The sequence below is a fragment of the uncultured Bradyrhizobium sp. genome (assembly GCF_936928535.1).
GTDB lineage: Bacteria > Pseudomonadota > Alphaproteobacteria > Rhizobiales > Xanthobacteraceae > Bradyrhizobium.
Genome location: NZ_CAKZHY010000109.1, coordinates 1 through 26,430, shown reverse-complemented (window position 1 = coordinate 26,430; position 26,430 = coordinate 1). Strand labels below are relative to the sequence as shown.

The 26,430-nt window shown below is 63.0% G+C and carries 24 protein-coding genes and 1 pseudogene; 11 read left to right on the top strand and 14 right to left on the bottom strand.

Features of this window, described 5'->3' with window-relative positions:
* A pseudogene (locus tag Q0687_RS23185) lies at positions 1-132 on the bottom strand (alanine dehydrogenase); the annotation flags it as partial.
* 136 nt (positions 133-268) lie between these two features.
* Between Q0687_RS23185 and Q0687_RS23180 the strand changes: the two are divergent.
* From Q0687_RS23180 to Q0687_RS23170, 3 genes are all read left to right on the top strand, one after another.
* Positions 269-748 carry an Lrp/AsnC family transcriptional regulator gene (locus tag Q0687_RS23180; RefSeq protein WP_237859201.1) on the top strand — a complete coding sequence of 160 codons (480 nt, stop codon included), beginning with the start codon at positions 269-271 and terminating at the stop codon, positions 746-748.
* Between the two features lie 90 nt (positions 749-838).
* A complete protein-coding gene (locus Q0687_RS23175) occupies positions 839-3,205 on the top strand; it encodes an Orn/Lys/Arg decarboxylase N-terminal domain-containing protein (RefSeq protein WP_298881854.1) in 2,367 nt (788 codons plus the stop codon).
* Positions 3,202-3,780, top strand: a complete 579-nt coding sequence (locus tag Q0687_RS23170) for a GNAT family N-acetyltransferase (protein WP_298881851.1) — start codon at positions 3,202-3,204, stop codon at positions 3,778-3,780. Before Q0687_RS23175 ends, Q0687_RS23170 begins: the two co-directional genes overlap by 4 nt.
* 3 nt (positions 3,781-3,783) lie before the next feature.
* On the opposite strand, the gene Q0687_RS23165 is transcribed toward Q0687_RS23170, so the two are convergent.
* From Q0687_RS23165 to Q0687_RS23155, 3 genes are all read right to left on the bottom strand, one after another.
* On the bottom strand, positions 3,784-3,996 hold the full coding sequence (locus tag Q0687_RS23165; protein WP_298881849.1) for a hypothetical protein: 213 nt from the start codon (positions 3,994-3,996) through the stop codon (positions 3,784-3,786).
* 130 nt (positions 3,997-4,126) lie between these two features.
* Positions 4,127-4,576, bottom strand: a complete 450-nt coding sequence (locus tag Q0687_RS23160; protein ID WP_298881846.1) for a flagellar basal body rod C-terminal domain-containing protein — start codon at positions 4,574-4,576, stop codon at positions 4,127-4,129.
* Between the two features lie 109 nt (positions 4,577-4,685).
* Positions 4,686-5,735 (bottom strand): hydroxyacid dehydrogenase, encoded by a 1,050-nt coding sequence (locus Q0687_RS23155; protein ID WP_298881843.1) that lies wholly within the window; start codon positions 5,733-5,735, stop codon positions 4,686-4,688.
* Positions 5,736-5,976: 241 nt separating this feature from the next.
* Between Q0687_RS23155 and Q0687_RS23150 the strand changes: the two genes are divergently transcribed.
* A complete protein-coding gene (locus Q0687_RS23150; protein ID WP_298881840.1) occupies positions 5,977-6,534 on the top strand; it encodes a thiamine pyrophosphate-binding protein in 558 nt (185 codons plus the stop codon).
* Between the two features lie 10 nt (positions 6,535-6,544).
* Positions 6,545-7,153, top strand: a complete 609-nt coding sequence (locus tag Q0687_RS23145) for a thiamine pyrophosphate-dependent enzyme (RefSeq protein WP_298881838.1) — start codon at positions 6,545-6,547, stop codon at positions 7,151-7,153.
* Between the two features lie 78 nt (positions 7,154-7,231).
* Here the strand turns inward: Q0687_RS23145 and Q0687_RS23140 are convergent, their stop codons facing one another.
* The 8 genes from Q0687_RS23140 to Q0687_RS23105 form a co-directional block, all read right to left on the bottom strand.
* Positions 7,232-7,615 (bottom strand): DUF1236 domain-containing protein, encoded by a 384-nt coding sequence (locus tag Q0687_RS23140; protein ID WP_298881836.1) that lies wholly within the window; start codon positions 7,613-7,615, stop codon positions 7,232-7,234.
* 114 nt (positions 7,616-7,729) lie between these two features.
* Entirely contained in the window at positions 7,730-8,617 is an 888-nt protein-coding gene (locus Q0687_RS23135) for a 2-hydroxy-3-oxopropionate reductase (RefSeq protein ID WP_298881833.1), read from the bottom strand.
* 12 nt (positions 8,618-8,629) lie between these two features.
* Positions 8,630-9,415 carry a hydroxypyruvate isomerase gene (hyi, locus tag Q0687_RS23130; protein WP_298881830.1) on the bottom strand — a complete coding sequence of 262 codons (786 nt, stop codon included), beginning with the start codon at positions 9,413-9,415 and terminating at the stop codon, positions 8,630-8,632.
* Positions 9,416-9,426: 11 nt separating this feature from the next.
* A complete protein-coding gene (gcl, locus tag Q0687_RS23125; protein ID WP_298881827.1) occupies positions 9,427-11,217 on the bottom strand; it encodes a glyoxylate carboligase in 1,791 nt (596 codons plus the stop codon).
* 152 nt (positions 11,218-11,369) lie between these two features.
* Positions 11,370-13,172, bottom strand: coding sequence for an adenine deaminase C-terminal domain-containing protein (locus tag Q0687_RS23120; protein WP_298881825.1), 1,803 nt, complete (start codon positions 13,170-13,172; stop codon positions 11,370-11,372).
* 85 nt (positions 13,173-13,257) lie between these two features.
* Complete coding sequence (locus Q0687_RS23115; protein ID WP_298881822.1) at positions 13,258-14,058, bottom strand: NYN domain-containing protein; 801 nt, start codon at positions 14,056-14,058, stop codon at positions 13,258-13,260.
* Between the two features lie 110 nt (positions 14,059-14,168).
* Positions 14,169-15,008 carry an IclR family transcriptional regulator gene (locus tag Q0687_RS23110; RefSeq protein ID WP_298881820.1) on the bottom strand — a complete coding sequence of 280 codons (840 nt, stop codon included), beginning with the start codon at positions 15,006-15,008 and terminating at the stop codon, positions 14,169-14,171.
* 120 nt (positions 15,009-15,128) lie between these two features.
* Complete coding sequence (locus Q0687_RS23105; RefSeq protein WP_298881818.1) at positions 15,129-17,258, bottom strand: acetate--CoA ligase family protein; 2,130 nt, start codon at positions 17,256-17,258, stop codon at positions 15,129-15,131.
* Positions 17,259-17,603: 345 nt separating this feature from the next.
* Here Q0687_RS23105 and Q0687_RS23100 point away from each other — a divergent pair, with 345 nt between their 5' ends.
* From Q0687_RS23100 to Q0687_RS23080, 5 genes are all read left to right on the top strand, one after another.
* A complete protein-coding gene (locus tag Q0687_RS23100) occupies positions 17,604-18,299 on the top strand; it encodes a GntR family transcriptional regulator (RefSeq protein ID WP_164936202.1) in 696 nt (231 codons plus the stop codon).
* A 61-nt stretch (positions 18,300-18,360) separates the two neighbouring features.
* Positions 18,361-20,091 (top strand): oxalyl-CoA decarboxylase, encoded by a 1,731-nt coding sequence (gene oxc / locus Q0687_RS23095; protein WP_298881816.1) that lies wholly within the window; start codon positions 18,361-18,363, stop codon positions 20,089-20,091.
* Positions 20,092-20,156: 65 nt separating this feature from the next.
* A complete protein-coding gene (gene frc, locus Q0687_RS23090; protein ID WP_298881814.1) occupies positions 20,157-21,434 on the top strand; it encodes a formyl-CoA transferase in 1,278 nt (425 codons plus the stop codon).
* 382 nt (positions 21,435-21,816) lie between these two features.
* Complete coding sequence (locus Q0687_RS23085) at positions 21,817-23,529, top strand: PQQ-binding-like beta-propeller repeat protein (protein ID WP_298881812.1); 1,713 nt, start codon at positions 21,817-21,819, stop codon at positions 23,527-23,529.
* A gap of 81 nt (positions 23,530-23,610) precedes the next feature.
* Positions 23,611-24,192: a cytochrome c4 gene (locus Q0687_RS23080; protein WP_298881810.1), complete on the top strand. Its 582-nt coding sequence runs from the start codon at positions 23,611-23,613 to the stop codon at positions 24,190-24,192.
* An 83-nt stretch (positions 24,193-24,275) separates the two neighbouring features.
* On the opposite strand, the gene Q0687_RS23075 is transcribed toward Q0687_RS23080, so the two are convergent.
* Positions 24,276-25,160, bottom strand: coding sequence for an ankyrin repeat domain-containing protein (locus Q0687_RS23075; RefSeq protein WP_298881807.1), 885 nt, complete (start codon positions 25,158-25,160; stop codon positions 24,276-24,278).
* A 187-nt stretch (positions 25,161-25,347) separates the two neighbouring features.
* Here Q0687_RS23075 and Q0687_RS23070 point away from each other — a divergent pair, with 187 nt between their 5' ends.
* A complete protein-coding gene (locus Q0687_RS23070) occupies positions 25,348-25,587 on the top strand; it encodes a hypothetical protein (protein WP_298881804.1) in 240 nt (79 codons plus the stop codon).
* Positions 25,588-25,789: 202 nt separating this feature from the next.
* On the opposite strand, the gene Q0687_RS23065 is transcribed toward Q0687_RS23070, so the two are convergent.
* On the bottom strand, positions 25,790-26,233 hold the full coding sequence (locus tag Q0687_RS23065) for a hypothetical protein (protein ID WP_298881801.1): 444 nt from the start codon (positions 26,231-26,233) through the stop codon (positions 25,790-25,792).
* Between the last annotated feature and the right edge of the window lie 197 nt (positions 26,234-26,430).

Below are 26,430 nucleotides of genomic sequence, written 5' to 3'. Positions count from 1 at the left end.
GCCGATGCCGCTGCCGGCGCCGGTCTCGACCGTCAGCTGGTGCCCGGCTGCGACATATTCGCGGACGGCGCCCGGGGTGAGCCCGACGCGATATTCCTGGACCTTGATCTCCTTGGGCACACCGACACGCATCCTGCTGGTCTCCTTTTGACTCCTGGTGAGATCGTAGCGACGTGGCCGGTTTGGTTTCGTGCAAATATCCGCTAGCTTTGGCCGTCCCGCGCCGGTTTCGGTCGCGGAAGTGCCCTTTCACGCCGGAAACGAAACCTTGGCCCTCGACCGCAAAGACCTCGCCATTCTCGCGGAACTCACCACCAACGCGCGCGCCAGCCACACCGAGCTCGCCAACAAGGTCGGCCTGTCAAGCACTGCGCTGGCGCGGCGGCAGAAGGCGCTGGAGGATGACGGCTACATCCAGGCCTATCAGGCCGCGCTCGACCTCACCCAGTTCGGCCTCACCACGACGGTGCTGGTGCGCATCGCGCTGGAGAGCCAGAGCGACGAGGCCCTGAAGGCCTTCGAGGCGGAGGTGGTCAAGTGTCCATCCGTCGTGCGCTGCTTCCTGATGTCGGGCACCGACGACTACATCCTGATCGTGCTCGCCCGCGACATCCAGGATTTCGAACGCATCCACCGCACCGAGCTGTCGCGCCTGCCGCGCGTCGCGCGGGTGCAGTCGAGCTTCGCGCTGCGAGAGGTCGTCAACCGCGCGGTGCCAACCGTGGTGTTCGGCGAGACGAAGCGGTAGAGCACGTCCTGCGCTCAATTGCGACCGCTGTCATAGAACTGTCATCGAATGTGCAGAGACCTGTCCGTCTCTGCACATTCGGGACACGCCATGGATTATTTCAAGCGCTTCAACTTCCTGTTCGCCGCACCTGTGTTCGACGCCGACGACCTCGAGGGCCTTCGCTTCAACCAGATCATCGAGGAGATCCAGCGGTCCGGCTTCGAGGTGGTCCGGGCCCGCAAGCTGGAGGATGCCGAGATCGCGGTGCAGACCGACGCAGCGATCGGCTGCATGGTGGTGGACTGGGGCAAGAAGGGCCTCGAGGGCAAGACCTCGGCACTGATCAACCTGATGCGCCGCCGCGGTCTCGACTTCCCAATCATCCTCCTGATCCGGCGCAAGCGCTTCGAGGATCTGCCGGTCGAGGTGCTGGACTTCATCGACGGCTACGTCTTCCTCTCCGAGGAGACCCCGACCTTCATCGCCAAGAACCTGATCAGCCGCCTCAAGCAATATGCCGAAACGCTGAAGACGCCGTTCTTCGGCGCGCTGGTCGATTACGCCGAGGAAGGCAACCAGCTCTGGACCTGCCCTGGCCACAATGGCGGCGTGTTCTACAACCGCAGCCCGATCGGCCGGGTCTTCGTCGAGCATCTCGGCGAATCCGTATTCCGCGACGACCTCGACAACTCCGTGCTCGATCTCGGCGACCTTCTCACCCATGAGGGCCCGGCGCTGAAGGCACAGAAGGAAGCCGCGCAGATCTTCGGCGCGGAAAAGACCTATTTCGTGCTCAACGGCACCTCGACCTCGAACAAGGTCGCGCTCGGCGCGCTCGTCACCGACGGCGATCTCGTGCTGTTCGACCGCAACAACCACAAGGCCGCCCATCACGGCGCGCTGATGATCGGCGGCGGCATCCCGGTCTACGTCCCGACCATCCGCAACGCCTGGGGCCTGATCGGCCCGATGCGCTGGGACATGCTCGACGAGAAGACCCTGCGCGAAGCGATCCGCAATCATCCGCTGGTCACGGACAAGGACGCCTGGCGCAAGGAACGACCGTTCCGCGTCGCCGTGGTCGAGCAGTGCACCTACGACGGCACGATCCACAATGCCGAGATGATCCTGAAGCGCATCGGCCATCTCTGCGAATACATCCTGTTCGACGAGGCCTGGGCCGGCTTCATGAAATTCCACCCGCTCTATGCCGGCCGCTTCGCCATGGGGCTTTCCAACCTTCCGCCTGAGGCGCCGGGCATCATCGCCACGCAATCGACCCACAAGCAACTCGCGAGCTTCTCGCAGGCCTCGCAGATCCATATCAAGGACCGTCACATTCGTGGCCAGAAGCGGCGCGTCGAGCACCGCCGCTTCAACGAAAGCTTCATGCAGCACGCCTCGACCTCGCCGTTCTATCCGCTATTTGCCTCGCTCGACGTCGGCGCGCAGATGATGAAAGGCCGCTCCGGCGAAGTGCTGTGGGACGACACGATCCGCCTCGGCATCGAGTTGCGCAAAAAGATCCGCGCGATGCGCCGGGAGTTCGAGGAGAAGGAGCAGAAGGAGGACCGGCGCTGGTTCTTCGAGCCCTTCGTGCCGGATCGCGTCGCCATCCCCGATGTCAGCCGCCCCGGTTCGGCGCATAACGTCGCCTGGGAGTCGCTGTCGACCGACGAGCTCGCGACCAACCCCGCACTCTGGCAGCTCGGCCCGGACAGTACCTGGCACGGCTTCCCCGGCATGTCCGAGGGCTTCGCCATGACCGATCCGAACAAGCTGACGCTGCTAACCCCCGGCTTCGACCGGGCCACCGGGGCCTATTCCGAGCACGGCATTCCCGCTCCGGTTGTCGCGCAGTATTTACGTGAAAACCGTATCGTCCCCGAGAAGAACGACCTCAACTCCCTGCTCTTTCTGCTTACCCCGGGTGTCGAGGCGAGCAAGGCCGGCACGCTGATATCAGGTCTCGTCGCCTTCAAGAAGCTGCACGACGACAATGCGCTGCTCGCCGACGCCATCCCGGAATTCTACCAGCGGCGCCAGGCGCGCTATGCCGGCGTGCGGCTTCGCGACCTCTGCGGCGAAATGCACCGCTTCTTCCGCAGTGCCGATGTCAGTGCGCTTCAGGCGCGGCAGTTCATGCCCGAGCACATGCCCGAGATCGCGATGTCGCCGCGCGATGCCGCACGCTTCCTGTTCAAGAACGATGTCGACTATCTGCCGATCGAGGCGATCGCCGGCCGCATCGCCACCACGCCCTTCGTGGTCTACCCGCCCGGAATCGCCACCATCGTACCCGGCGAGCGGCTGACGGAACGGGCCAAGCCCATGGTGGATTATCTCAAGATGTTCGAGACCTGCTTCAATACGTTCCCGGGCTTCGATGTCGAGATCCAGGGCGTCTACAAGGAGATCGATGCCAAGGGCCGCATCGGGCTCTACACCTACGTCGTTGCCGAGCCGAGCCGATGAACGAAACAGCGATTGCACGCACCGATGACGCGCCGGTTCTGATCCGCCCCTCACGCGAGAGCGATGTCGAGGCGATGCTGGCGATCTACCGCCATCACGTCCGCAATGGCGTGCCCCGCGACGTCGAGGGAACCGGCGCGCCGGAGCCGGATGATTTGCGTGATCGACGCAAGAATTTGAAGCAGACCCGCCTGCCGCATCTGGTCGCAACCTGGCGCGGCGAAGTCGTCGGCTATGCCTATGCAGTGCTGTTTCGCAAGCGCCCGGCCTATCGCTACACGGCCAAGCACTCGATCTACGTCCACCACGAGCATCTTGGCCGCGGCGTCGGACGGCTTTTGCTCGGGGCAATGATCGACTCATGTGCCGCGGCAGGTTTTCGTCAGCTGATCGGCTATATCGATGCCGACAATGGACCTTCGCTGGCACTGCACGAAAGGTTCGGTTTCGCGCGCACTGGGCTGCTCTGCGGCGTCGCCTATCGCCACGGCCGCTGGTCCGACACCGTCATGGTGCAACGTTCGCTTGGTGCGGGGACGACGGCACCCCCGCCTGTCACAGCGCCGGGCCGCTAGCCCTTACGACGGAAAATCAGACGGTCTGACCTGGATGCGATCGGCATGCAGCGACCAGTGATGCAACGCCTGGTCCTTGCAGAATTTTGCCTTCGCTCGCTCCGTGGCCTCGTTCTCGTCGATAGCGTCGATCTCGAGCGTACTCTGACAAATTTCGCTCTGCCGGCCGCACTCCCCGAGCACGTCCTTCATGAACCTGACGACATAAGTTGACATGGGACCTCCTGTTACCCCGGCGGCACTCTAGTCCCATTTAGGCCGAATGGGGGAGGAAGATTTTGAGGTGAATCAAGGCAAGGCATCAGTTCCGGCTACCGATGCGTCCGTCGATACCGTCCGTCAGCAATTAGGTCGTGATATCAAGCAGGGACTTTTCCGTCTCGGAATAGGCCTTGATGACCTTGGCATTGGCCATGAAGGTGTATTTTGCGGTCGCCATCTGAACGAATTGGTCGGCGAGATCGACGTTCGGCGCGGCGATCAGGCCGTCCTGGTTTGCGAAGGGCGCGCTGGGATCGGATTGTGCGGTATAGCTCGGCGACACCGCCGAGACGGTCGCGACCGTACCCTCAGGCGTCGAGCCGCTCGCTTGAGCAACCTGATCGACCCGTAGCGGCGAATAGGCCGCAGGATAAGTCGAACCCGTGCTCGAACTGCCGCCGCTACCCGATTTGCTCGATCCGTCCGACGCGGGCAGCGGACCAGTGGTGCGAACATTGGCAATGTTGCTCGCGGCCACGTTGGCGCGCAGGCTCGCCGCAGAAAGTCCTGACGTCGCAATCGAGAAGATGCTCATGGACTTTGATCTACAGGACAAGTCATACGCGTTCACTGAGGCAATCGGTAAAATCCGTCGCTTTCTGTTTTCATCCGCGTAACCAGTGTCCAGAGGGCGCTTTGCGCCTCTATCCCGGCGTCACGCCAAAAGCCCGCCGGAAGCGCTCGGCATAGGCCGGCCAGACCTCGGGATTGATGATGCGCGGCGGACGCTTGCCGTCGAGCGTCTCCAGCACCTGCTCGGCAGCGATACGGCCCATGTTCTGGCGCGCCTCAATCGTGACACCCGCGGTGTGCGGGCTCGCCAATACGTTATCGAACTGCAGCAGCGGATGCTCCGGCGGCGGCGGCTCCTTGGACCAGACGTCGAGACCGGCGCCGGCGATACGCTTGTCGCGGAGCGCCCCAAGCAGCGCGTCCTCATCATGGATGAAGCCGCGCGCGGTCGTGATGAAATAGGCGTGCGGCTGCATCAGGCCGAATTCGCGCACGCTGATCATGTTGCGGCTGCCCTTGTTGAGCGGACACGAGATCGAGACGAAATCGGCGCGGCGCAAGAGCTCGTCGAGCTCGACCTTCTCGCCGCCCCGCTCGGCCATCACCTCTTTCGAGAGATAGGGATCGTAAGCCAGCACCTTCATGCCGAGCAGGCCGGTGCACAGTGCGGCGATGCGGCGGCCGACATTGCCAAGACCGATGATGCCGACGGTCTTGTGCTCGACCTCGTTGCCGACGAGCTCGTTGCGATTGACATTGGCCTCACGGCGCAGCCGGCGATCGGATTGGATGATGCGCTTGGACAGCGTCAGCATCATCGCGAGCGCATGCTCGGCCACCGAATGAGCGTTGCCGCCGGACTGGTTGACGACAAGCACGCCCGCATCCGTGCAGGCCTCGACGTCGACAGGGTCGAAGCCCGCGCCGTTGCTGGAGACCAGGAGCAGGTTTGGGGTGCGCTTCAGAAGGGCAGCGTCGACATGGAAATGCGGGGCCAGTTCGTCGCGGGCGGCGCCGATCTGGTAGACATGCGCCGCGCTCAGGATCGGGGCGTAAAAATCCTCGGGGCTCTCGTTCTCGATGCGGTCGAGCCGGACGTCGGAGCGAGCCTTCAGGATGTCGCTGTAAATGGGGTTGGCAAGGTATTTGACGTAGAAGACGCGCTTGCTGTTGACCGACATCAGGACCCTTCCGGTTCTCTCACGGAGGTTCGCAAGGTCGGCGCAAAGCGCGTCCCTCTCCTTACGTTCCCCCTATTCCTCATTATCCCGCTTATGGCATGGCGGCGCCGCCCACGGCAGCCCGTCTGGCGCAGATCACGGTGCCGGCTTGGACATGTTGACAATCCCGTCCGCTCCGTCAAGTTCGGCTGATAGCCACGACGGTCAAAGAAGAAGCACGCGCGGCGCAAGGGAGAACGCAATGGCTGACGCGGAGCAGCATAGTTCGACGCAGGCATCCGGCGACAAGAGCTGGCATGGCATCGTCCTGCAAACCCTGAAGCGGAATGCGATCGACCTGATCCCCTACGTGCCCGACCGGGTGTTGACGCCGCTGATCAAGAACTTGCATGCCGATCCTTTCTTTACGACCTTTGCCACCGCCCGCGAGGAAGAGGCCGTCGGTATCGTCTCGGGCGCCTGGATGGGCGGGCGGCGCGGCGCGGTGCTGATGCAGACCTCCGGCTTTGCAACGCTGGCCAACACGCTCGCCTCGCTCGCGGTGCCCTACCAGATCCCGCTGATCATGTTCGTCTCCGAGCGCGGCACGCTCGGGGAGTTCAACTACGGCCAGTCGCTGGTCTGCCGCACCATGCGCCCGGTGCTGGATTCGCTGGCGCTGGAGCACCACACCATCACCCGGCTCGACGAGCTCGAATTCATCACCGACCGCTCGATCAAGCAGGCCGTCACGACGCAGGCGCCGGTGGCGCTGATCCTCAACCCGCTGCTCACGGGCGGCAAGGTTTTCGACAAGTGAGCCCGGCCGGATGAATTCAAAAATGACCCCACGCAACACCAAGGTGATGAACCGCTTCGACGTGACGTCGCGCCTGATCGCGAAGCTCAAGCACGAGGAAGCGGTGATCGGCGGCATCGGCAACACCAATTTCGACCTCTGGGCCGCCGGCCACCGCCCGCAGAATTTTTACATGCTGGGCAGCATGGGCCTCGCCTTCCCGATCGCGCTCGGCGTGGCGCTGGCGCAGCCCGACCGGCGCGTCTTCGCACTCGAAGGCGACGGCTCGCTGCTGATGCAGCTCGGCGCGCTCTCGACCATCGCGGCGCTGAAGCCGAAGAACCTGATCATGATCGTGATGGACAACGGCATCTACCAGATCACAGGTGCACAACCGACGCCGGCCGCTGGTGTCGCCGACATCGTCGCCATCGCCACAGGCTCCGGGCTCACCAACAGCGCCTGGGCCGCGGACGAGGAGGATTTCGAACGGCTGGTCGATGCAGCCATGTCGGCCTCCGAGCCGAGCCTGATCGCGCTGCGGATCGACGACAAGCCCGGCGTCGGCACCACGCGCCGGGATCCCGTGCAGATCCGCGAGCGATTTATGCACGGCCTCGGCGTGCGCGAGCCGCTCTGAGCCCTCATTATTGACGCGAAAGGCCCCGCGGAGGAGTACTCCGCGAGGCCATGTGTTTCCAATCGCTTGATGCGTCGATCAATCGATGATCTTGACGACCCGGCGCGTGCGCGGCTCGACGATGACACGGCGATCATTTACGACCGCATAGCGATACTGGGTGTAATTCGGTACGGGGCGCAGCACCACGGTCGGGGGCAGCGGCTCGCCGACCACGACGCGCTCTTGCACCACCACCGAATCATCCCGCGGGATGCCGCCCAGAATAGCGTTCGGAATCTCCAGACCGGCGCCGACGGCCGCACCGACGGTGCCGCCGACCATGGCGCCAATCGGGCCGCCGACCTCGCCACCCGCGCGCGCGCCGTTCGCGGCGCCCTCGGCGGTCGTCGACTGAGCAAAGGCTGCACTCGACGCCAGCAGCGACGCGGCAGCCAACGAAATCGCAAGACGGGTTTTCATAGCCAGATATCTCCAGTGATTGTTGTGCGCCATCAACCGCGGGGCCGGAGCATTGTTCCGGTTCCCGCGTGATGAAACGCACGTCAACACTGGCGATTGTTACGGCGTAACAGTTCAGCTGGCTGCGATCTCGTGACCTGCCATCAGTTCCAGCGCGCGCACCATCGCCGAGTGATCCCACCCCTTGCCGCCATGCGCGGCGCAGGACGAGAACAATTGCTGCGCCACCGCCGTGCTCGGCAACGACAGGCCGAGGGCGCGCGCACCTTCGAGCGCGAGATTGAGATCCTTCTGATGCAGCTCGATGCGGAAGCCCGGATCGAAATTGCGCTTCACCATCCGCTCGCCATGCACTTCGAGGATGCGGGATGAGGCAAAGCCGCCCATCAGCGCCTTGCGCACAAGTGCAGGATTGGCACCGGCCTTGGACGCGAACAGCAGCGCCTCGCTCACCGCCTCGATCGTCAGCGCGACGATGATCTGGTTGGCGACCTTGGTGGTCTGGCCGTCGCCATTGGCGCCAACATGCGTGACGTTCTTGCCCATCCTGTCGAAGATTGGCTTCATGGTGCCAAACGCCCGCTCCGGGCCGCCGACCATGATGGTCAGGCTCGCCGCCTTCGCGCCGACCTCGCCGCCCGAAACGGGCGCATCGAGATAATCTGCACCGAGTGCCTCGATCGTCTTGGCAAACTCCTTGGTCGCCAGCGGCGAGATCGAGCTCATGTCGACCACGATCTTGCCTTTGGAGATACCACCAGCGACGCCGTCCTTGCCGAACAGCACGGCCTCTACATGCGGCGTATCCGGCACCATGATGATGACGGCATCCGCTTCCTCCGCCACTTCCTTGGCCGATTTGCACGCGATGCCGCCCGCCGCGATCAGCTCGGGGGCGACGGGCGAGACGTCGTGCAGGAGAACGCGATGGCCCGCGGCCAGAAGATGGCCGGCCATCGGCCGTCCCATGGTGCCAAGTCCGATGAAGCCGATGTCGATCATGTCTGCGTTTCCTCAGGTCTCGAACGTCTGCGCGGCGTGCCAGGACAGGCCTTCCAGCGTCGTGGTGCGCGGCTTGTATTCGCAGCCGATCCAGCCGCGATAGCCGATCGCGTCGAGATGGCGGAACAGGAAGGGATAGTTGATCTCGCCGGTGCCCGGCTCATGCCGGCCGGGATTGTCGGCGAGCTGGATGTGGGAGATCTGCGGCAGATATTCCTGCATGGTGCGGGCGAGATCCCCCTCCATGATCTGCATGTGATAGACGTCGTACTGCACGAACAGATTGTTCGACCGCACCTCGGAGATCAGCTGGATGGCCTGCTCGGTGCCGTTGAGGAAGAAGCCGGGAATGTCGAGCGTGTTGATCGGCTCGACCAGCAGCTTGATGTTCTCCCGCGCCAGCGTCGAGGCCGCGAAGCGCAGGTTTCCGACCAGTGTCTCCTGAAGCTCGCGCGGATCCGCATCGACAGGCGCGATGCCGACGAGGCAGTTGAGCTGCTCGCAATCGAGCGCCTTGGCGTAGTCGATGGCGCGGAACACGCCATCGCGGAACTCGGCAGTGCGATCGGGCATGATCGCGATGCCGCGCTCGCCGGCAGCCCAGTTGCCGGCGGGCAGATTGTGCAGCACCTGGCTCAGCCCGTGGGCCTCGAGCTGCTCGCGGAGCTGCGCCTTGTCGAAGTCGTAGGGAAAGAGATACTCGACCCCGGAAAAGCCCGCGGCCTTCGCCGCGGCGAAGCGGTCGATGAACGGCATCTCATTGAAGAGCATGGTGAGATTGGCTGCAAATTTCGGCATGATGCGGTCCCCTATTCTGCCGGCTGCAACACACCGGGCCGCGCAGACCCGACCTCGTCGAGTGGCAGGTCCAGCACGTCCTCGAACTCGACGATATTGTCGATCTCGGTGCCCATCGCGATGTTGGTGACGCGTTCGAGAATGAACTCGACCACCACGGGCACGCGGTGTTTCTTCATCAGCTCGCGCGCGGTGGCGAACGCGGCTTGCGTATCCTCAGGGCGGGTGACGCGGATCGCCTTGCAGCCGAGGCCTTCGGCGACCGCGACGTGATCGACCCCGTAGCCGTTGAGCTCAGGTGCGTTGACGTTCTCGAAGGAGAGCTGGACGTGATAGTCCATCTCGAAGCCGCGCTGGGCCTGGCGAATCAGGCCGAGATAGGAATTGTTCACGACGACGTGGATGTAGGGCAGATTGAACTGCGCCCCGACCGCGAGCTCCTCGATCAGGAACTGAAAGTCATAGTCGCCGGAGAGCGCGACGATGTCGCGATCCGGGCAGGCCGCGCGCACGCCGAGCGCCGCCGGCAAGGTCCAGCCGAGTGGGCCCGCCTGCCCTGCATTGATCCAGTTGCGCGGCTTGTAGACGCCGAGAAACTGCGCACCTGCGATCTGGGACAGGCCGATCACGGTGACATAGGTCGTGTCACGGCCGAATGCCTTGTTCATCTCCTCATAGACGCGCTGCGGCTTGATCGGGACGTTGTCGAAATGACTCTTCCGCAGCATGGTCTTCTTGCGATCGCGGCAGGACGCGGGCCACGCCTGGCGCTCGCGGAGCCTGCCGGAACGCCGCCACTCCCTGGCGACGGAGACGAAGAGCTCGAGCGCCGCCTTGGCGTCCGAGACGATGCCGAGATCGGGGTTGAACACCCGCCCGATCTGCGTCGGCTCGATGTCGATATGCACGAAGGTGCGGCCCTTGGTGTAGGTCTCGACCGAGCCGGTGTGGCGGTTGGCCCAGCGATTGCCGATGCCGAGCACGAAGTCGGATTCCAGCATCGTGGCGTTGCCGTAGCGATGGCTGGTCTGAAGGCCGACCATGCCGGCCATCAGCACGTGATCGTCGGGGATCGCGCCCCACCCCATCAGCGTCGGCACGACGGGCACGTTGGCAATCTCGGCGAACTCGACCAGCAAGTTCGAGGCATCGGCATTGATGATGCCCCCGCCTGCCACGATCAGCGGGCGCTCGGCCGCGTTGAGCATCTCCAGCGCCTTCTCGACCTGTTTTCGCGTGGCGGTCGGCTTGTAGACCGGCAGCGGCTCATAGGTCTCGTCGTCGAACTCGATCTCGGCGAGCTGCACGTCGAGCGGCATGTCGATCAGCACCGGCCCCGGCCGCCCCGAACGCATCACGTGAAAGGCCTGACTGAACACGCGCGGCACCAGCGCGGGCTCGCGCACCGTCACAGCCCATTTGGTCACGGGCTTTGCGATCGACTCGATGTCGACGGCCTGGAAATCTTCCTTGTAGAGCCGCGCCCGCGGCGCCTGACCGGTGATGCAGAGGATCGGAATGGAATCGGCGATCGCCGAATAGAGCCCGGTGATCATATCGGTGCCCGCCGGCCCCGACGTGCCGATGCAGACGCCGATATTGCCGGCCTTCGCCCGCGTATAGCCTTCGGCCATATGCGAAGCGCCCTCGACGTGGCGTGCGAGAATGTGGCGGATCGACCCGCGCTTCTTCAGCGCCGAGTAAAGCGGATTGATCGCGGCCCCGGGAACACCGAAGGCGGTGGAAATGCCTTCCTTCTCCAGAATTCGGACGGCAGCATCGATGGCTCGCATCTTCGCCATATCAGACCTCGCTTAAATTGCGTCAGCGAGCGAGATCATCGGGCGCGAAAGATGCGATCTCAACGATATCGATTTTATTTTCCACGATGTGGCAGCCGCGGAAAAATCGCGGCGGTCTCAATCGGTTAGATCGATCAATGCGTGAAAGCCGCTCACTCGAACAGCGGCGCCAGCTCCATCTGCGGCACCAGCACGAGGCCCTTGTCGGTGATGCGGATTTCCGGAATGACCGATAGCGGAATCAGATTGAAGCCCATGTAGGGGATGGTGCAGCCAGCCTCCGCCCATTCCTTCTTCAGTACCTTGACCTCTTCGGCCACCTCGGTGACGCGCTTGTCGGACAAGAGTCCGGCGATCGGCAGCGGGACGAACGCCCTCACCTTGCCGTCGGCGACGACACAGACGCCGCCCTGCTGCGCCTTGATCGCCGCAATCGCCACCTGCATATCGGGCTCGTTGGTGCCGGCGACGATAATATTGTGACTGTCATGCCCAACGCTGGAGGCGACCGCGCCGCGCTTGAGGCCAAAGTCTTTCAGCAAGCCATAGGCGACGTTGCCGGCCGATTTGCCGTGGCGCTCGACCACGGTGACGAAGCACAGGCCATAGCGTGTGAACAGCGCCGGCCAATCCTTGGCCGGCTCGATCGCGACCTTCTCGTGGATCAACGTGATGCCGGGCAGCGCAGTCTTGATCGCGTTGACAGTGCAGGCTTTCGACGGCAGCTCCGGCGTCAGCTTCAGCTTTTCCGGTAGCTTCACCGTCGCATACGCAGCCTTCGGATATTGGTAGCGCTGCGACAGCGCCTGATCGAGAAGCGGCGTGATCTTGCGGTTCTCGACCACCAGCTGGCCGCCATACCAGGTCGATTGCGGCTTGAGATTGTCGTCCATCAGCACGAGATCGGCGCGGCGGCCACCGCCGAGCCCGCCGATATCGCCGTCCATGCCGAACCGCGTTGCACCATGCAGCGAGCCCATCGACCAGGCCTGCTCCGGCGACATTCCCGCCTTCACGGCTTCGCGCACCACCCAATCGAGGCCAAACAGCAGCAGGTCGTCGGCGTCGCGGTCGTCGGTGCACACGGCCGTGCGCTTGTGGGAGGCGCCAAGCTCGGTGATGGTCCGGATCGCCTGCGGCAGCGAGTGCCAGGGCGTCGTCGGCGGGCCGCCGCGCAGGAAGATCCAGACGCCAGCGTCGAGCAAATCGTCGGCAATATCGCGGTCGATCGCCTCGTGGGTATCGGTGACGCCGCTCGCCGCATAGGCCGCGACGAATTCGCGGCCGTAAACATGGCCGGACACCGGCCGTCCGCGCTTCAAGGCGGCCGCAAGAATCGCGTGGCTGCGCTCGTCACCCATCGTCACCGGCACAAAGTCCATCTTCTCGCCGAGCCCCACCGCTTCGGGCCAGCGATCGAACAAGCCGGCGATCTTGTCAGCCGTGAGATCGCCGCCAGCGGTTTCCAGTGCGGCTGACGTCGCCGGCACCGTCGAGGGCACCGTCAAAAAGATCGAGAGGGGCGCCTCGCGCGCGTCCGCCAGCATCGCCTCGACGCCGGCGACGTCCATGACATTGCCGATTTCGTGGCTGTCGCAGAAGATCGTGGTGGTACCGTTGAGAAGTGCGGCCTCGGCATAGGCGCAGGCCGTCACCATCGAGGATTCGATGTGGATGTGCGGATCGACCAGCCCCGGCGCGATGATGCCGCCAGCCGCGTCATAAACCACGACGTCGTTCCACATCTTCTTCGCGGTACCGGCCGGCTTCACCGCGGCAATGCGGCCGCCGGTGATCCAGACCTCCCGTCCCGGATGGATCCGCTCCGAATAGGTCGAGAGCACCCGCGTGCCTGATATGACGAGGTCGGGCGCGACACGCGCGGAGGCGACATCGGCGAGGCACCGCGTCATCGCATGCAGCGGCGCGACGGCAAAACGGGTAAGTTTGGTCATCAGGACCCTCGCGTGGCGTTATGGCCGAGCGATGGTTACCCCCCGCGTCAAACCGGGCAAGCTCAAATATAACGGCACGTCCTGCTTACGCCTTAGGCGCCGAACCACCTGCCGCCCCCGATCTTGCAGGTCTGCGCGAGTTCCGCGTTCTCGGGGTTGGTGCGGCAGTGGGCTTGACCCGAATCCGCATCGATCGTCCCTTTGACTCGTCGATCTCGAATGAATTCGTCTTTCGCACGAGATCACTGAGCTTGCGGAAGCCAAAGGTCCGCGGATCGAAATCGGACGCCAAATTGGCGAGCTGCCGACCGACTTCCCCGAGCGTCACCCAGCCGTCTTCGCTCTCCATCTGGGTGATGACCTTCTTGATGATGGGGGTCGCGGCATCATGCGGCTGAAGCGATGTCGATCGTAACGCGGCGTCCGGCGTGTTCGCCGGGGCGGCGAGCAGGTTCTCCGTGTAGACGAACCTTCGGCAGGCCTGTCGGAAGCTTTCCGGCGTCTTGTGCTCGCCGAACCCGAAGACATCGACGCCCTGCTCCCGGATGCGAGCGGCAAGCCGGGTGAAGTCGCTGTCGGAAGACACCAGGCAAAAGCCGTCGAACCGGCCACTGTGAAGCAGATCCATCGCGTCGATGACCAGAGTTATGTCGGAGGCATTCTTTCCAGTCGTATAGGCGAATTGTTGCTGCGGGATGATGGCGTGTTTCGACAGGATGTCGGCCCAGCCCCTGGATCGCGCATTGGAGAAGTCCCCATAAATGCGGCGAACGCTGGCTTCCCCGATCTTGGCAATCTCCTCGAACAGTCCATCCGCGATCTTTGCGGAGGCATTGTCGGCATCGATCAGTACGGCAAGACGGGGCGAACGGAGCTCGGACGGCATGACTTCCCCCAAAAGGACGCGACAATGGTGGATGGATATACCGATGTCGGGGCTGTTGCCGCCAGACCTGATTTCCTTTTTGGAGGGCCGCGATGGAGGGTAAACCTGGCTCAGCCTGGGGGCGCGGCAGGCGTTACGCCCCCAAGCGCCGCCGTCAGTTCCGCCGCGACCTCGCGCACTATACGGCCGATCTCAGGGAGCCGCGCGTCGGTGACCCGGCTGGTCAGACCCGAGACGGAAATCGCCGCCAGCGGCTCCGCGAGCGCATTGTAAACGACGGCGGCGACGCACCGCAGGCCCATCTCGGCTTCCTCATCGTCGATCGCATAACCTTGCTTGCGGATCGTCGCGAGTTCCCTGAAGAGGTCGCTCGGCCGCACGATTGACCTCTCCGTCAAGCGGGGCATGCCGTGGTGGCGGATGACGGCACCGACGTCCTCATCCGAATAGGTCGCGAGCACCGCCTTGCCGACTCCTGACGTCACCATGGGAACGCGGCCGCCGACCTTGGTCAGCGAGCGCATGATCTCGCGGCTCTCCATGCGGGTCAGCACGATGATGAATTCGTCATCGACGACGGCAAGGTTCGCGGTCTCGCGGGTGAGATCACGCAGCTTGCGTAGGTACGGAATCGCCTGTGCGGTGAAATTGCGCCGCCGCGCAAAGCTCGCGCCCACCGTAAAGCTGCGCACGCCGACATGCCATTTGGATTCGGCGCGGTCGAATTGCACGAAGCGGCGGCTTTCCAGCGTCGCCAGCAGGCGGTGCACGGTTGAGGCTGATAGCCCCGTGCGGACTGCGAGATCACTGAGGCGATAGCCTTCGTCGTCCTCAGCCAGTGTTTCCAGGATCGACAGCGCGCGGTCGACAGACTGCACGCCGCCGTCACGATCGACGTCCGCTGTCGATCGTGTTTCGAGCGATTTGCGCCGGATCACGTTCTTGCCCATCGCGACCTGCCGCTTCTGGCTGGCGTCATTCCGGGGCGCGCGCGAGCGCGAACCCGGAAGCTCGACATCCCGGGCTCGACGCTACGCGCCGCCCCGGGATGACAGGAGACTTCTTCGTACTCAGAGCAGGCCCGCGCCGCGCGCCCACTTGTACTTGGCACCAAGCACCTCGACCGGGAGTTCGGTCGAGTAAGCATAGGCTGGGATGCCGTTCTGGTAGAGATATTCGGCGGCTTCCTCGACCTCGACGTCGCCGGCGAGTGAGGCCACGATCGGCTTCACGAAACCCTTGGCCTCCATCTCCTTCTTCACCTCGACCATGTTGCGGGCGAACACCATCGGCGGCGTGACGATGGTGTGCCAGTAACCGAGGATCAGAGAATGGATGCGCTCGTCCGACAGGCCGAGCTTCACCGTGTTGACATAGGTGATCGGCGGCTCGCCGCCGGTGATATCCACGGGATTTCCGGCCGCGCCGAACGGCGGGATGAACTTGCGGAAGGCCGCATCGAGATCCGGCGGCATCGACATCAGCGACAGGCCGTTGTCGACGCAGGAGTCCGACAGCAGCACGCCCGAGCCGCCGGCGCCGGTGATGATCAACACGTTCTCGCCCTTCGGCGTCGGCAGCACCGGCACGCCACGGGCGAATTCGAGCAGCTGCCGCAGCGAGCGGGCGCGGATCACGCCGGACTGCGCCAGCACGTCCTCATAGATCTTGTCGTTACCGGCAAGCGCGCCGGTGTGCGACGAAGCCGCCTTCGCGCCGGCCGAGGTGCGGCCGGCCTTCAGCACGACGACCGGCTTCTTCTTGGAGACGCGCTTGGCGGCTTCCGCGAAGGCGCGGCCGTCCTTGAGGTCTTCGCAATGCTGCGCGATCAAATTGGTGTTCGGATCCTGCTCGAAGAAAGCGAGCAGATCGTCCTCGTCGATATCAGACTTGTTGCCGAGACCGACGATCGCGGAGACGCCCATCTTCGCCGAGCGCGAGAAGCCGATGATGGCCATGCCGATGCCGCCTGACTGGGACGACAGCGCCGCGTGGCCCTTCACGTCGTAAGCGGTGCAGAAGGTCGCGCAGAGATTGGCCGGCGTATAATAGAAGCCGTAGATGTTCGGCCCCATCAGGCGGATGTCGTACTTCTTGCCGACCTCGACGATCTCGGCCTGGAGCTCCGGCGCGCCGGCTTCAGCGAAGCCCGACGGGATCAGCACCGCACCCGGGATCTTCTTCTCACCGCATTCGGTGAGCGCGGCGGCCACGAACTTCGCGGGGATCGCGAACACCGCCGTGTCGATCACACCAGGCACGTCCTTGACGCTCTTATAGGCCTTGTAGCCGAGGATCTCCGAGGCCTTGGGGTGGATCGGATAGATCTCGCCCTTGTAGCCGCCATTGATGAGGTTCTTCATCACGGAGTTGCCGATCTTGCCGTCCTCTGCGGAGGCGCCGACCACGGCGACCGCCTTCGGCTGCATGATGCGGCTCATGGCCGCAACGATCTCTTCAGTCGGGCGCGGCTTCGGCTTGGGCTTGTAGGCGAAGTCGACGACGATGCGCACGTCGGCCGCAATCGCGTCCTTTGCGGTGGCGAAGACGGGGTTGAGATCGAGCTCAATGATCTCGGGGAAGTCGGTGACGAGCTGCGACACCTTGACGATGACGTCGGCGAGCGCCGTCCGGTTCACCGGCTCTCCGCCGCGAACGCCCTTCAAAATCTCGTGTGCCTGGATGCCGTCGAGCATCGACAGCGCATCTTCCTTGGTGGCGGGCGCGAGGCGGAAGGTGATGTCCTTCAAGACTTCGACCAGCACGCCGCCGAGACCGAAGGCGACCAGCTTGCCGAACGAGCCGTCGGTGATCGAGCCGACGATGACTTCGGTGCCGCCGGCCAGCATCTGCTGCACCTGGATGCCCTCGATCTTGGCATCGGCCTTGTACTTCTTGGCATTGCCGAGAATGGTCTCGTAGGCCTTCTCGGCATCCTCAGCCGTCTTGACGCCGACGATGACGCCGCCGGCTTCGGTCTTGTGGAGAATGTCGGGCGAGACGATCTTCATCACGACAGGGAAACCCATCGAAGACGCCATCTTGCCAGCTTCGCCGGCCGACTTCGCCACGCCCTCTTTCGGCACCGGAATGCCGTAGGCGTCGCAGACCACCTTGCCCTCAGGCGCGGTCAGGCTGGTGCGGTTGTCGGCCTTGACCTGGTCAAGGACCTTGCGGACGACGTCTTTGGAATTGGACATGAGCTTCTCCCTTGACCTTCAGTTCTTGCTTTGCAAAGCGCGCGTGATGCGGCTGCCCGTGATACTTGCCATCGCCGCGCTCTGTTCCACCTAGCGGAACGGAGCGGCGAAAGGCCTTGATTACTCCGCCAGCTTGGATCAAAAATGGCTAGCGATGGCATTTGGTATGCCAGAAGCCAACTTGTCAAGTCAGAGCAAGCCCGATAACGCCGCAAAAAATAGCCAGCTTGACATTCTGGCATGTGGTATGCCAAAAACTTTCCGGCAAATATTCCTGTAAAAGACGACTCCCATCAGAGGAGAATCGTCGTGTCACTGCGGAAACCAACCAAGGCGTTGCCGAACATGGCCGAGGCAGACATCGCAATCGTTCGTATTGCCCCGGAGAGCAGCTTCAAGAACAAGGCGTATGACGCCTTGAAGGAAGCCATCCTCAAGATGGACATCTACTCGACGCCCGAACCGGTGATGCTGGACGAGCGCGCGTTGTCCGAACGTCTGGGCGTCAGCCGCACGCCGATCCGCGAAGCGATCGCCATGCTCGAGCAGGACGGTTTCGTGAAGACCGTACCGCGCCGCGGCATCATGGTGGTGCGCCGGACCAAGAGCGAGATCGTCGACATGATCCGCGCCTGGGCCGCGCTGGAGAGCATGGCAGCGCGCCTCATCACCACCACCGCACGCAAGAAGGACATCACGGCGCTGCGTGACTTCTTCAAGGATTTCGGCAAGGACCGCCTGCCCGAGGATCACGTCGAGGAATATTCGAAGGCCAACATCGCCTTCCACCAGGCGCTGATCTCGCTGTCGGAATCCCCTGTTCTGGTCGACCTCACCAACGACCTCTTGCTGCACGTGCGCGGCTACCGGCAGCTGACGATCGGCCGCAAGGACCGCACCGCGACCTCGCTGCCCGAGCATCTCGGCATGATCGAGGCACTCGAGGCGCGCGACACCGAGCTCGCCGAGAAGCGCGCCCGCGACCACACCCTCGGCCTCGCCGCTTACGTCGAAGCGCACGGCCAGGAACTGTTCACTTAGCAACGTTCACCAGAAGGGCGAAAAATTCGCCCCGTATCTTGAGACCAGGGAGACAAGGCCCATGCTGAACACCGCGACCAAGTCCGAAGCACCGGGCACCGAGCAGGAACTGACGGATGGCTTCCATCTCGTCATCGACGCGCTCAAGCTGAACGGCATCAACACCATCTATAATGTGCCGGGCATCCCGATCACGGATTTGGGCCGCATGGCACAGGCCGCCGGCATTCGCGTGATCTCCTTCCGCCACGAGCAGAACGCCGGTTACGCCGCAGGCATCGCCGGCTATCTGACCAAGAAGCCCGGCGTCTGCCTCACGGTGTCCGCGCCCGGCTTCCTCAACGGTCTCACCGCGCTCGCCCACGCCACCACCAACTGCTATCCGATGATCCTGATCTCGGGCTCCTCCGAGCGCGAGATCGTCGACCTGCAGCAGGGCGACTACGAAGAGATGGACCAGCTCGCGATCGCAAAGCCGCTGTGCAAGGCGGCCTATCGCGTGCTGCATGCCCAGGACATCGGCATCGGCTTTGCCCGCGCCATCCGCGCCGCGGTCTCGGGCCGTCCGGGCGGCGTCTATCTCGACCTGCCGGCAAAACTGTTCGGCCAGGTCATGAACGCCGATGCCGGCCAGAAGTCGCTGGTCAAGGTGATCGATGCGGCTCCCGCGCAGATCCCCTCGCCCGCTTCGGTCAAGCGCGCGCTCGACGTGCTCAAGAGCGCCAAGCGTCCGCTCATCATTCTCGGCAAGGGCGCGGCCTACGCGCAGGCCGATGAGGAGATCAAGACCTTCGTCGAGAAGAGCGGCGTGCCGTTCCTTCCGATGAGCATGGCCAAGGGCCTGCTCCCCGACACGCACCCGCAATGCGCAGGTGCCGCCCGCTCGACCGTGCTGAAGGACTCCGACGTCGTCATGCTGATCGGCGCGCGGCTGAATTGGCTGCTCTCGCACGGCAAGGGCAAGAGCTGGGGCGATCAGGCGAAGAAGTTCATCCAGGTCGACATCGAGCCGAAGGAAATGGACTCCAACGTCGAGATCGTCGCCCCCGTGGTCGGCGACATCGGCTCGGTCGTCTCCGCCTTCAACCAGGCCATCGGTGCAGGCTGGACCGCGCCGGCCGACTGGACCAAGGCCGTTTCGACCAAGCGCGAAGAGAACGTCGCCAAGATGGCGCCGAAGCTCATGAACAACAAGTCGCCGATGGACTATCACGGCGCGCTCGGCGTCTTGAAGAACGTTATCAAGGAGCACCCGGAGGCGATCCTCGTCAACGAAGGCGCCAACACGCTCGACCTCGCCCGCGGCGTCATCGACATGTACCGCCCGCGCAAGCGCCTCGACGTCGGCACCTGGGGCGTGATGGGCATCGGCATGGGCCAGGCTATCGCGGCCGCGCTCGAGACCGGCCACCCAGTGCTCGCAGTTGAAGGCGACTCCGCGTTCGGCTTCTCCGGCATGGAGGTCGAGACCATCTGCCGCTACAACCTCCCGATCTGCGTCGTCATCTTCAACAATGACGGCATCTATCGCGGCACCGACGTCAACGGCGCCAACGCCGATCCCGCGACGACCGTGTTCGTCAAGGGCGCGCGCTACGACAAGATGATGGAAGCCTTCGGCGGCGTCGGCGTGAACGCGACCTCGCCCGACGAGCTCAAGCGCGCCGTCAACGAGGCGATGGCCTCGCGCAAGCCGACGCTCATCAACGCGGTGATCGATCCGGCCGCGGGCTCGGAGAGCGGCCGCATCGGCAACCTCAATCCGCAGAGCGTTCTGCAGAAGAAGAAGTAAGTCCACCCCTCAACCCTTATTCCCTGCCGGGTGCAGGGGCAGACACAGAGTACGGAGCAGATACAATGACCAAAGCGCTCGAGGGCGTTCGCATTCTCGACTTCACCCACGTTCAGTCAGGGCCGACCTGCACGCAACTGCTCGCATGGTTCGGCGCCGACGTGATCAAGGTGGAACGCCCGGGCGTGGGTGACATCACCCGCGGCCAGCTGCAGGACATCCCGAACGTGGACAGCCTGTATTTCACCATGCTCAACCACAACAAGCGTTCGATCACGCTCGACACCAAGAACCCCAAGGGCAAGGAAGTCCTCACCGAGCTGATCAAGAAATGCGACGTGCTGGTCGAGAATTTCGGCCCCGGCGTGCTCGACCGCATGGGCTTCCCCTGGGAGAAGATCCAGGCGATCAACCCGAAGATGATCGTCGCGTCGATCAAGGGCTTTGGTCCTGGTCCCTACGAAGACTGCAAGGTCTATGAGAACGTCGCGCAGTGCACGGGAGGTGCCGCCTCCACCACCGGCTTCCGCGACGGCCTTCCGCTCGTCACCGGCGCGCAGATCGGCGACAGCGGCACCGGCCTGCACCTCGCGCTCGGCATCGTCACCGCGCTCTATCAGCGCACGCATTCGGGCAAGGGCCAGCGCGTCACGGCCGCGATGCAGGACGGCGTGCTCAACCTCTGCCGCGTCAAGCTGCGCGACCAGCAGCGCCTCGACCACGGCCCGCTCAAGGAATACAGCCAGTTCGGCGAAGGCATTCCGTTCGGCGATGCCGTGCCGCGCGCCGGCAACGATTCCGGCGGCGGCCAGCCCGGTCGCATCCTGAAGTGCAAGGGCTGGGAGACCGATCCCAACGCCTACATCTACTTCATCACCCAGGCCCCGGTCTGGGAGAAGATCTGCGACGTGATCGGCGAGCCGACCTGGAAGACCGATCCGAACTACGCCAAGCCGGCCGTCCGCCTGCCGCGCCTCAACGAGATCTTCGGCCGCATCGAACAGTGGACGATGACGAAGACCAAGTTCGAGGCGATGGAAATCCTCAACAAGGACGACATCCCCTGCGGCCCGATCCTGTCGATGAAGGAGATCGCGGAAGACCAGTCGCTGCGCGCCACCGGCACCGTGGTCGAGGTCGATCACCCGACCCGCGGCAAGTACGTCTCGGTCGGCAACCCGATCAAGCTGTCGGATAGCCCGGCCGAAGTCACCCGCTCCCCGCTGCTGGGCGAGCACACCGACGAAATCCTGCGCTCGGTGCTCGGCTTCAGCGATCACCAGGTCGCCGACATCCACAAATCAGGCGCGCTCGACCCGCCGCAGAAGCAGGCCGCCGAGTAAGCCGACCGCCATCGATCAAGACCAAAGGGCCATCCTTCGGGGTGGCCCTTTTTGCATGGGATGAAGCCGCTCACGCGCAGGCTCGAAACCGAAAGCTGAAAACAACCCCATGCACAGTAGCCATCCCCCCTCGCCCGCAAAGCGATTTCCGATATTTCGAATTTTTCTTGATCCGTCGGGCAAAACAGGCGTAAGGTATTACGATCCGAAAGAGCGAGCGCCAGTCCTGCCGATGCTGCAACGCACCCGCTTGCGGCCGCAAACAACAGCGCTCGACACTCGCTCGCTTTGCCCTTGTCAAACACAACCGGCAAGATCAGAGTGAAAACACCGGCGCGCATGATGCCGGGTTCTAATAATTAAAAAATATGGGGCGGATGCCATGAATAGATTTTCTATTTCAAGCGCGACCTTGCTCGTCCTCAGCTTCGCGCTCACCACACCAAGTCACACACAGGAAGTCGCCAATCCGGACCAGTGGTCACCGGCCCGCGAGGCAAAAATTTCTCCGGTCACTCAGGATCAACTCAACGCGGCAGACAAGAACTCGACGAACTTCCTCCTGACCAACGGCAACTATTCTCAGACCCGTTTTTATCCCGCAAAGCAGATCAACCGCGATAACGTAAAGAACCTGCACGTTGCCTGGATCTTCCAGACGCAGGTCAAGGAGTCCCTTGAGACGTCGCCTATCGTGGTCGATGGGGTGATGTATGTGACGACCTCATTCAGCCATGTCTATGCAGTCGACGCGAAGACCGGCGAACAGCTCTGGCACTACAATCACAAGATGGGTCCTATCACGACGTATTGCTGCGGACCGAACAATCGAGGCGTTCAGGTTCTCGGCGATAAGGTTTACCTCGCCACACTGGATGCCAAATTGGTCGCGCTGAACGCAAAGTCCGGCGAAGTCGTTTGGACCACCGACATTGCCGACCCCGAACTTGGCTATAGCGAAACGATGGCGCCCACCGTCGTCAAGGGCAAGGTTCTGATCGGAACGAATGGCGGCGAGTACGGAATCCGCGGCTTCGTCAGGGCCTACGATGCGAACACCGGCAAACAGGTCTGGAACTTCGATACCATCCCGGAGCAATCCGTCGGCGTGTGGGCGACGAAGGACGCGACCGGACGCGACATGCATCGCAACATCCAGGCAGAAAAGGATCAACTGGCCAAGGTCGGCGATCCCTTTAAGAAATTGGGTGGCGGCGTTTGGCAGAACCCCGCCGTCGATCTCGCTGCGAACCGCATTTACTTCGTGGTTGGTAACCCCTCGCCCGATCTCGACGGTGCGTCTCGTCCCGGCGACAATCTCTACACGGACTCACTGGTATCGCTTGATCTCGATACCGGGAAAATTGCTTGCCACTTCCAGTACATTGCCCACGACGTCTGGGATCTCGATGCGGTCAGCCCACCCGTGCTGGTGGACGTGAAGGACAAAAATGGCTCGACGATTCCCGGCGTGATCCATGCCGGCAAGACGGGACACATCTATGTCCACAACCGGAAGGATTGCAGCCTGATCCGGTTCTCCGATGCGATGGTACCCCAGGAGAACATGTGGACACTGCCGACGAAAGAAGGCGCGCGGATGCTTCCCGGTGCGAATGGCGGAGTTGAATGGTCACCTATCGCCACCGACCCTGGACAGAAACTCGCCTACGCCATCAACCTGCATCAGCCGATGACCTACCGGGTCGAGAGCTCGGACTATCCAAACGGCAAACTGTGGCTCGGTGGCGCTTTCACAGCCATTCCCGGTGAGAAGCAATCGGGCAACATCACTGCCGTCAACTACGATACCGGCAAGATCAAGTGGCAGGTCAAGACGCCGGAGCCGATGATCGGGGGCATTCTGGCCACCGCAGGTGGCCTGGTATTTACGGGCGAAGGCAATGGCAAGTTTGCCGCCTACAACTCCTCCACCGGCAAGGAATTGTGGAATTTCCACGCCGGCGCGGGTGTGAACGCGCCACCGTCCAGCTATTCGGTTGGCGGCAAGCAATACATCGTGGTCGGCGCGGGCGGCAACACGCAGGTCAACTTCAGGCGAGGAAACAACATCATCGCCTTTACGCTCGACTGACGAACCGAGAATAGCGTCGGCATCACCAAAGCGGGGCCAGTTGCGGCCCCGCTTCTGTTGAGCCTTACCGGAATGAAATCGATGGGAGACAATTTGATCTTGAGGATCCTGAGCGCGATTATTTTCGGGACGCTTCTGAGCGCAAGCCCGGGCCTGGCGCAAAGCCTGGCAGAGAAAGTCGAGATCTGTGCAGGCTGTCATGGCCAGGACGGCAAACCGGCGGACAAGACAATCCCGATCATCTGGGGACAGCAAGCCGGCTATATCTACATCCAATTGCGAGACTTCAAACGAGGCGACCGCAAGAACGAGACGATGCAGCCGATGGTCTCAACCTTCGAAAAGAACGACATGCTGGCGATTGCGGAGTACTTTGCCCAGAAGCCGTGGCCGAACCTCGGCCAGCCACGGCCGCCAAAGGACGTTGCACAGCGGGCGCTCACCGCCGAGCAATCGGTAGGTTGCACCAGTTGTCATCTCGAGCAATTTCAAGGCGCGAGCACCGTGCCGAGGCTGGCCGGGCAGAGCGCGGAATACCTTGCCAAGACCATGGCCGATTTCCGCTCCCGGGCGCGCGGCAACAATCCCGGTATGACCGACCTGATGCTCGCGACTTCTCCGGACGATCTTTCCGCGCTGGCTCAATTCCTGGCGGGGCTCTAGCGCACGATCAACTTGATCAGACGCTGATCGGGTCAGCAGGCGGGTTCATCGAACTCGAACTGGGCCTGAACTCGCGCTGTACGTCACTGCGCCGTAAGCCGCTCACGTAGGGACGACACAGTGGTGAGATCGGCCGCGGCTTTGCCGCCCCTGTCCTTCAACGAAGCGTCAGCGCCGCGTGCGATCAGCAGGTTGGCGATCCCGGCATGACCTCCCTCCGCGGCAATCATGAGAGCGGTCCGCCCGCGCGCATCCCGATCATCGACATGAGCGCCGGCATCGAGCAGGTACGTGACAACCTTGATGGCGTCCGGCTCTGCGACCTTTTCGTCCGGGCCTGCAGCCCACATCAGGAGAGTGAGATCGTGCGCGTAGCGGGCGTTGACGTCGACGTCGCGGGCAAGCAGCCGCTTGACAACGTCGAGCTTGGCGCGAGCCGCCGCGTAGACAATTGGCGGCTTTCCCGTCTCGTCGGGCGCGCGCTCATCGGCTCCGTGCGCAATCAACATGTCAACGATGGTATCGTTGCCTGCATAAGCACTGGCTGCAACAGGCGAGAGGCCGCTGCGGCCCGACAGCTTGACGTCAGCACCTCGTTCGATGAGCCTTTGCACGACTGCGACATGCCCCCTTTCGGCCGCATAGTATAGCGCCGTCGCTCCTGCCAGATTACGCGCATTGATCGGTGCGCCACGAGCAAGCAGGAGCTCCACCATCCCAAGATGGCCGTTCCGTGCCGCGTGGCTAAGGGGCCGCGCGCCGAACCTGTCGCGGGCGTCGACCGATGCCCCGCCGTCGAGCAATTCGTTGGCTAAGTCGGTACAATTCTCGTCTGCCGCTGAAAACAGCGCGAGCGACACCTCGGTGGCGCTTACGTCAGCCCTTTCAAGACGAAGCTGATGGCCAAGCTGCTGGCATCGCTGGATATCGGTCGCGCGAACAGTCGTCGTCGCACTCAGCACCGCCACTGCGCTCGAGCATAGAATTAGAACATGTCGGTACAAGCTAGCCCCCCGCACATCCCTTTTGTCTCAGGATGCCACGGCCGCGCATGCATGCCAAGATGGCAGCGCGCGCATGCCAAGCTGGCAGGTCTCTCACAACAAGTCGCTTGAGAGGCACCCCGCTCCGGCCTAGCCTTGCTCCAGCATAGCCTTGCCGCGCTCCTTGCCGCCCTGGCTATCCGACCGCTTCGACAACCGATGGCTGCTCGCGATCTATTACGGTTTTCGCGGCGTTGCGCTGATCTGGCTGGTGGAGTCCAACGCAACGCTGGGCGCGCTCACCGCATTCGCGATGCTCTACGGGCTTGACTTCATCGCGACGGTTCCGCCGATGGTCAAGCTGACGGTCGCCACGTTTGGGCGCGAGATGGGACCGGTGATTTTCGGCTAGATTTTTGCCGCCCATCAGCTCGGTGTTGGCCTGATGGCATTTGCCGCGGGCGTCAGCAGAGATGCGCCGGGGACCTACGTGCCGGCGTTTCTTTTTGCCGGAGTTCTCTGCCTGGCGACGGCCGCGGCGTTTGCACTGGTGAGGCGTCCGGCGGCAGCGCCGGTTCCTGCATGATCGCGCCAGCCCGCGCCTTCACAGGCGCTCAATCCGGCGGAGGAAATCGGCAAAGATATTGCTCGGCCCTCGGCATCGCGTCATGCAGAAACTGCTTGGGTTCTCGAAGCCACAGACCATCATACGCGCGCGACTTTGACTCGGAGATCAGGACTTCCATTGGAAGAGGAATCAACTGAGCAGACCATCCTGGCCACCAGCGGTTCGCTTTCGCTTCCATGTGACCAAGTAAATGGCTCCAGCTTGAATAGCCATGATAGTCGAAGGCCGCATCTTGGCGCACCACCACGATGTGGTTGCCGGTGAAGCCCTTCGACGGCTTGATCCAGAGCGGAGCGAAGCCGGAGTGCGGATGCGCCTTCAGGAAGGCAAAGGCGAGGATATGGCAAGCCCCACAAGCAAAGAAGACCCGGTCCGGCAACGACCAGCGGCGAACGGGGTCCTGCTTCACTCCATCAGCAACAACGTACATGGAGACGTTCCAATCCAGCCTCGTCAGAGTGTCCGATTCGCCGGCGGCTGGCCCATCTGCAAAGATAGATCGCGTCTGACGGAGGTCCGCTCATAACCTATAGCTGACCTGCACGGCGATGCCCGCTGAGGGCCCCTTCTGACCCTGGCTGTGTGAAAACGCATTAGCGCTGGTATGATTCCGTCGTGATTCTGCGG

What these genes read in the sequence shown, in the direction of transcription:
- Q0687_RS23175 (WP_298881854.1), top strand. Translation starts at nt 839, where the DNA reads ATGGATTATTTCAAGCGCTTCAACTTCCTGTTCGCCGCACCTGTGTTC.
- Q0687_RS23170 (WP_298881851.1), top strand. Translation starts at nt 3,202, where the DNA reads ATGAACGAAACAGCGATTGCACGCACCGATGACGCGCCGGTTCTGATC.
- Q0687_RS23165 (WP_298881849.1), bottom strand. Translation starts at nt 3,996, where the DNA reads ATGTCAACTTATGTCGTCAGGTTCATGAAGGACGTGCTCGGGGAGTGC.
- Q0687_RS23160 (WP_298881846.1), bottom strand. Translation starts at nt 4,576, where the DNA reads ATGAGCATCTTCTCGATTGCGACGTCAGGACTTTCTGCGGCGAGCCTG.
- Q0687_RS23155 (WP_298881843.1), bottom strand. Translation starts at nt 5,735, where the DNA reads ATGTCGGTCAACAGCAAGCGCGTCTTCTACGTCAAATACCTTGCCAAC.
- Q0687_RS23150 (WP_298881840.1), top strand. Translation starts at nt 5,977, where the DNA reads ATGGCTGACGCGGAGCAGCATAGTTCGACGCAGGCATCCGGCGACAAG.
- Q0687_RS23145 (WP_298881838.1), top strand. Translation starts at nt 6,545, where the DNA reads ATGAATTCAAAAATGACCCCACGCAACACCAAGGTGATGAACCGCTTC.
- Q0687_RS23140 (WP_298881836.1), bottom strand. Translation starts at nt 7,615, where the DNA reads ATGAAAACCCGTCTTGCGATTTCGTTGGCTGCCGCGTCGCTGCTGGCG.
- Q0687_RS23135 (WP_298881833.1), bottom strand. Translation starts at nt 8,617, where the DNA reads ATGATCGACATCGGCTTCATCGGACTTGGCACCATGGGACGGCCGATG.
- hyi (WP_298881830.1), bottom strand. Translation starts at nt 9,415, where the DNA reads ATGCCGAAATTTGCAGCCAATCTCACCATGCTCTTCAATGAGATGCCG.
- gcl (WP_298881827.1), bottom strand. Translation starts at nt 11,217, where the DNA reads ATGGCGAAGATGCGAGCCATCGATGCTGCCGTCCGAATTCTGGAGAAG.
- Q0687_RS23120 (WP_298881825.1), bottom strand. Translation starts at nt 13,172, where the DNA reads ATGACCAAACTTACCCGTTTTGCCGTCGCGCCGCTGCATGCGATGACG.
- Q0687_RS23115 (WP_298881822.1), bottom strand. Translation starts at nt 14,058, where the DNA reads ATGCCGTCCGAGCTCCGTTCGCCCCGTCTTGCCGTACTGATCGATGCC.
- Q0687_RS23110 (WP_298881820.1), bottom strand. Translation starts at nt 15,008, where the DNA reads ATGGGCAAGAACGTGATCCGGCGCAAATCGCTCGAAACACGATCGACA.
- Q0687_RS23105 (WP_298881818.1), bottom strand. Translation starts at nt 17,258, where the DNA reads ATGTCCAATTCCAAAGACGTCGTCCGCAAGGTCCTTGACCAGGTCAAG.
- Q0687_RS23100 (WP_164936202.1), top strand. Translation starts at nt 17,604, where the DNA reads ATGGCCGAGGCAGACATCGCAATCGTTCGTATTGCCCCGGAGAGCAGC.
- oxc (WP_298881816.1), top strand. Translation starts at nt 18,361, where the DNA reads ATGCTGAACACCGCGACCAAGTCCGAAGCACCGGGCACCGAGCAGGAA.
- frc (WP_298881814.1), top strand. Translation starts at nt 20,157, where the DNA reads ATGACCAAAGCGCTCGAGGGCGTTCGCATTCTCGACTTCACCCACGTT.
- Q0687_RS23085 (WP_298881812.1), top strand. Translation starts at nt 21,817, where the DNA reads ATGAATAGATTTTCTATTTCAAGCGCGACCTTGCTCGTCCTCAGCTTC.
- Q0687_RS23080 (WP_298881810.1), top strand. Translation starts at nt 23,611, where the DNA reads ATGGGAGACAATTTGATCTTGAGGATCCTGAGCGCGATTATTTTCGGG.
- Q0687_RS23065 (WP_298881801.1), bottom strand. Translation starts at nt 26,233, where the DNA reads ATGTACGTTGTTGCTGATGGAGTGAAGCAGGACCCCGTTCGCCGCTGG.